The sequence below is a fragment of the Chamaesiphon polymorphus CCALA 037 genome (assembly GCF_003003845.1).
Lineage (GTDB): Bacteria > Cyanobacteriota > Cyanobacteriia > Cyanobacteriales > Chamaesiphonaceae > Chamaesiphon > Chamaesiphon polymorphus.
On record NZ_PVWO01000465.1, the window covers coordinates 1 to 4,675 of the forward strand.

4 protein-coding genes and 1 pseudogene are annotated in these 4,675 nt (G+C 44.9%); 2 read left to right on the plus strand and 3 right to left on the minus strand.

Features of this window, described 5'->3' with window-relative positions; all coding sequences use genetic code 11:
• Positions 1–704, plus strand: a 704-nt coding sequence (gene cobJ, locus C7B77_RS24475) for a precorrin-3B C(17)-methyltransferase (RefSeq protein WP_106311072.1), incomplete at its 5' end; no start/stop codon positions are given.
• Between the two features lie 100 nt (positions 705–804).
• Positions 805–1,038 (plus strand): pentapeptide repeat-containing protein, encoded by a 234-nt coding sequence (locus C7B77_RS24480; RefSeq protein WP_106311075.1) that lies wholly within the window; start codon positions 805–807, stop codon positions 1,036–1,038.
• A gap of 190 nt (positions 1,039–1,228) precedes the next feature.
• On the opposite strand, the pseudogene C7B77_RS24485 reads toward C7B77_RS24480, so the two are convergent.
• From C7B77_RS24485 to C7B77_RS24495, 3 genes and pseudogenes are all read right to left on the minus strand, one after another.
• Positions 1,229–2,077, minus strand: a pseudogene (locus C7B77_RS24485) (DUF2887 domain-containing protein).
• A gap of 204 nt (positions 2,078–2,281) precedes the next feature.
• A complete protein-coding gene (locus C7B77_RS24490) occupies positions 2,282–3,331 on the minus strand; it encodes an NAD(P)-dependent alcohol dehydrogenase (RefSeq protein ID WP_106311078.1) in 1,050 nt (349 codons plus the stop codon).
• A 335-nt stretch (positions 3,332–3,666) separates the two neighbouring features.
• Positions 3,667–4,569, minus strand: a complete 903-nt coding sequence (locus tag C7B77_RS24495) for an aspartoacylase (protein ID WP_106311081.1) — start codon at positions 4,567–4,569, stop codon at positions 3,667–3,669.
• Between the last annotated feature and the right edge of the window lie 106 nt (positions 4,570–4,675).

The following is a 4,675-nucleotide window of genomic DNA, read 5'->3' on the forward strand; positions in this document are numbered from 1 at the left end:
CGCCACAAGTACGCCAAACGATTCTTGCTGCAACCGATATCGTCGGCTATCACACCTATTTAAATTTAGTTAAAGATCTCACCGTTGGCAAAGAGTGTCACGGCTCGGATAATCGAGTGGAACTCGATCGATCCAAGTTAGCCTTAGATTTAGCCGCCAGCGGTAAAAATGTCGTCGTCATCTCCTCTGGCGATCCGGGCATCTTTGCCATGGCATCGGCTGTATTAGAAGTACTCGATAAAGAAGCCAAACCAGAGTGGCAAACGATCGATCTCCAAATCGCGCCAGGAATTTCCGCCATGCAAGCCGCCGCCGCCGCTGTGGGTGCCCCCTTGGGACACGATTTTTGTGCGATTTCGCTCTCCGACATCCTCAAACCGTGGGAAGTTGTTGCCAGTCGGATTGCATCTGCGGCTGAAGCCGATCTTGCGATCGCGTTCTACAACCCCATTTCAAGCCAACGCACCTGGCAATTGACCGCCGCTAAGGAGATCCTCATCAAGACTCGATCGGGCACCACCCCAGTCATCCTCGCCCGCAATCTGGGCAGACCCGGACAGGAGGTAAAGGTGATTACGTTGGGCGAGTTAGTGCCAGAGTCGGCGGATATGCGAACGGTAATTTTAATCGGTTCGAGTCAGACTAAACTAATTCCCCGCGCGGATGGGAATAATTGGGTATATACGCCTCGATCGTACCAATAAGTTATTTGAGTTACCAATCGGAGGGTTGACCCCAGCCCAGATCTCCCTTTGTAAAGAGGCAGAGTGGTTTTATACAAGGAAATAAAATAGATAAACATATTTGCTTAGTCATCAACCGCCCTTTAGCGATGCCTATTTCGGGCAAGCTGGGTTTACTGATGTCGATCTTAGGGGAGCCATCTTCAGAAATGCTAACTTTATTGAAGGTGATTTTACTAATACCGATCTCAGTTATGCCGATTTGAGCGGGGCTAAAAACTTGGATGGGTATAAAAATGTTATTTGCTACGAAACTATTATGCCCGACAGCAGTATTTATACTGGTCATATTTAAACTATCGATCGCGTAGAAATGTAGGGTGGGCACTGCCCACAGACTATTTAGATCCGTAGTAACAATAATTTAAACTGTTTTTATAGATCGCAATATCTTCAACAATCTATCGATATTAAATACCCCAAATATTTATCTTATTAAATCAAAATTTGTGCTGGTAGGTACTGCCCACCATACATGATGTTAGTCAATTTTGACTCAGCCACTGCTCTAAATTATCGATCGATGTGAAATCTAACAAATCCTCACCAAGAGATTCAAGTTGTTCGATCGTCAAACTAGTTACTCTCGCTCGAACTTCAGGACTAATATTGCCCAGCTTTCGGGTAAGCTGTTTTAGCACTAATATTTGCTCCCCATCAGCCTTGGCATCTTGATATACTCGCGTTTGTTGCAACTCAATTCCTAGCATTGCATCTACCTCTTCCCTACTTAGATCGCTAAACTTGTACACAACAATCGTCGAAATCATCTCAATTATATCTCGATCGCCACCAGCACGCTCGATCGCCCTTCTCGCTTGAGCTTTCGCCTCATCCCCCTCCAACGTCGTCAACACCATCAACCCAACACCGATGGGTAACTCTTCAATCTCACCCAACTCATCCAAATACACCCGCACGATCCGTCCGCTAGCTAATAGCTCTCGTACCGTAATAGTATTGGATTGCTCGATACTTCTGCTGGGATAAATAACAACCGCTTGCCAATCAGAAAGTTTATCTCGATTGCGGTAAACATAAATGCTAATCTCCGCTACCATCCGCTGCTTGGTGAAACGCACGCTGAGGAAACCTCAGCGCGATTTCATCCGCTCGTAGAGAAGTTCGTCAACCTGAAACTGCACCTCACCGAAATAGACAATTCCACCACGCTCCGGTGGTAGAAACACTCCATCCATCCGAAAGCCTGTTTCCTTTACCTCAACCGCTTCAAAAGTATATCGATCGGCATTTGCTGGCGGTTGTGGAAGCAGCTCGAATAACAGAGTTGGCGATTGCTGAAATAACTGGTAGAAAATTGTATCGCGGCGCATAGATATAAATACATACCTGTTACAATTTTACCAGTCAATCGATCGGATTAATCCCGATCGCAAATTTATAGATCTGTAGGGGCGGGTTTATGCTGAAAATTAACGCATAAAACCATTAAATCCGTTGGCGAAGCCTACCGTAGGTACACAAACCCGCCCTTCCCGACCGACAATTTACCGATCGATAGCCGATCGAGTATCAATTTACGATGCCGATTTTAACGAAGCCATATCGATGACAAAACGGTATTTTACATCGTTTTTTACCAAGCGATCGTAAGCTTCATTAATTTTCTGAATGGGAATAAGTTCGATGTCAGAGGTGATGTTATGCTTGCCGCAGAAATCTAACATCTCTTGAGTTTCCTTGATGCCACCAATTAGGGAGCCGCTGAGACTGCGCCGACCGAAGACCAAGCTGCCGACATTTAGGGACAGCGGTTCGGGTGGTACGCCGACTTGGGTGAGATTACCATCGCGCTTTAATAACAGAAGGTAGGCATTGATATCGTGTTGGGCTGATACGGTATCGAGAATAAAGTGGAAACTATTTAGATGCGGCTTCATCTCGTCAGCGTTCTTAGAATTGACGACTTCATCCGCCCCCAGCCGCATCGCATCTTCAACTTTGTTGGATGAGGTCGTAAAGACGACGACATGTGCGCCTAAAGCCTTGGCTATTTTCACCCCCATGTGCCCCAACCCACCGAGTCCGACGATACCTACTTTCTGACCTTTGGTAACGTTGTGGTAGTGCATTGGCGAGTAAGTGGTTATCCCCGCACACAGTAACGGTGCGGTAGCAGCCAAATCTAAATTTGGTGGAATTTTCAGCACAAATGCTTCATCCGCGACGATGCGATCGGAATAGCCGCCGTAGGTGATGCCGTTAGTATGTTTATCTGGAGAGTTGTAAGTAAAAACGGTATTGTCGCAAAACTGTTCGAGATCGTCTTTGCAGTTGGCACAAGTGCGGCAAGAATCGACCATGCAACCAACTCCAGCGGTGTCACCTACTTTAAATTTCTGGACGCTTGCACCAACTTCTACCACCTTTCCGATAATTTCATGACCGGGTACGCAGGGATAACTGGTACCATCCCACTCGCCACGGGCGGTATGCAAGTCTGAGTGACAAACTCCACAATAGAGAATTTCGATCGCGACATCGTTTTGACCGACATCTCGGCGTTGAATATCGAACGGTGCAAGTAGACTCGTAGCGTTTTGAGCTGCGTAGGCTTTTGTCTTCATAGATGGCAATTCTGAATTATTAGGATGTTATGCCCAAAACATATAGATCGATCGTTACTTTGCAAGGTTTTTATTTTGGCTCTAAGTTTTAGATTATCCTACATTTTTTGCAATAAAACAATTTAATATATACACGAAAGATCGGTCGATCGAGAGATATATTTTAGAGCATCGATATTTTTTTAACCGCAGAGGCGCAGAGAGCGCAGAGGGGTTAATTGCAAGAGAGTTTATCTATCGATCGGATGATTTATTAATTGCGAGCGATCTGCTTTCATCCTGCAAGTTAAGTAATCGATCGATCTCGATTGTCATCCGTTCGCGATCGACTAATTTTATGCACGCTCGGTCGGTAAAACTATTCGATCGGTTAAGGTCATCGCGATCCCTTTTTCGTAATATGCGGCTTCATTAATAAAGATCGGAAAAACTGTAGATTCGCCGCGATAGGGAATCGATTCGCCTGTAAATGTCCAAAACATCGGATCGCCCGGTTGCAGTGGTTGATAATCTTGAAATTGCAGTTGGGGATGAATCATCGCTTCGATTTGGCCTGATGAATTGCGGGGATAATCTACCGAAGATAACGTTTGATATACAGTCAAACTAGCCGGAATTGACAATGGTTTACCCTGATTTTCAGCATCGATATAATTCAAAGTTTCTCGAACTAACATCTGGGTTTTCTCGAACAGATCGGCATTGAGAATTCCTTGCGCGATCGCGCCAACTTCAATCGTGCAACCTAATGGCGATAGCGATCGCAACATCGGCGCATCTTGGTTGCACTGGATGCCACAGCAAACTCGGACATCGGGATGGAGCGCGCTTAAATAAGCTGCCAATCGTAAGTTAAACGGATGCCTACTCGACAGTAAAATCGTCAATCCCATATTAGATGTAGAAGTATGCAGATCGATAATTACATCAGCTTGGGGACGATCTTTGGGGCCTAATTTGGCGGCAATTTCTTTAGCGAGGATGTCTTCATAGTTAGTTAAAGCTGGATTTGCCAAATCTGCATTTCCAAAACAACGATTCAAATCTCGATCGATATAGCGGCGGTTGGCGGCGATTGCTTTGGGATTGGCTAATAATGTCATACACTCGAAGCTATAGCCATCGAGCAGATGTGGAAATCGATTCAATTTCTCGATCGTATAAATACCCGTCAACTCATTGCCATGCGTTCCGCCGACAATTGCCACCCGTCGAATCGATCCTGACAACAAGTTCATAATTGATAATTGATAATTGATAATTGATAATTGATAATTGATAATTGATAATTGATAGTTGATAGTTGATAGTTGATAGTTGATATGGAACTGTGCGGAATTATGA

What these genes read in the sequence shown, in the direction of transcription:
- C7B77_RS24490 (WP_106311078.1), bottom strand. Translation starts at nt 3,331, where the DNA reads ATGAAGACAAAAGCCTACGCAGCTCAAAACGCTACGAGTCTACTTGCA.
- C7B77_RS24495 (WP_106311081.1), bottom strand. Translation starts at nt 4,569, where the DNA reads ATGAACTTGTTGTCAGGATCGATTCGACGGGTGGCAATTGTCGGCGGA.